This window comes from Escherichia sp. E2661 (genome assembly GCF_004745185.1).
In the GTDB taxonomy this organism is placed as follows: Bacteria; Pseudomonadota; Gammaproteobacteria; order Enterobacterales; family Enterobacteriaceae; genus Escherichia.
Genome location: NZ_PDIG01000053.1, coordinates 1 through 591, shown reverse-complemented (window position 1 = coordinate 591; position 591 = coordinate 1). Strand labels below are relative to the sequence as shown.

The following is a 591-nucleotide window of genomic DNA, read 5'->3' as shown; positions in this document are numbered from 1 at the left end:
AATGATATCGGTACTATAACTATAGTTAGTTTTGCGTTTTTTATGTGTGGGTGCCTTTATTTTTTTTAGTAGTACGAACTGGTTGCGAAGGTGGATTTTGGGATTTGGAGCTTTTAAAAACGAAAGCGGACAATAATCAGGATAGCTATTAATACTATAAACCACATACTTAACACCTAAAAAACTGTTTAAAGTCAGTATAGATAGAGCGATTTCTGGAACGTGTTGAGTGATGGTGATCACATTATGAGAATGAATGACTGCAGTTGACCGCCACCATTCACTGGGGCTAATTCTTTGTGTTGCCGCAAAATCGGCACACGGGATTGGCGTCCCGGAACACTACTCAACGCATACCGCGTTAAGCGGTTTTTTTATGCGCTAAGCGCGGTTACGCCCAAATTATGGTGGGCTGTGTGAGGGCTTCTTCGGAAGGGCCGGGTTTGAGTAGCCGGTTACGCCAACCTTGCACAGTTCACCACCTGTCGATTGGCGTCGTTGGTGGTGATGGTTAACCTGATGAGGTGATACTATGACTACTCAATTAGCATTCCTCAAAACCGACGTTTACCCCGATTTGCCACAATAACA

General features: G+C 43.8%; 1 protein-coding gene. It reads left to right on the top strand.

The window, feature by feature from the left end; genetic code table 11:
• Positions 1–256 precede the first annotated feature (256 nt).
• Entirely contained in the window at positions 257–385 is a 129-nt protein-coding gene (locus CRI63_RS24785; protein ID WP_276606376.1) for a hypothetical protein, read from the top strand.
• The last annotated feature ends 206 nt before the right edge of the window (positions 386–591 follow it).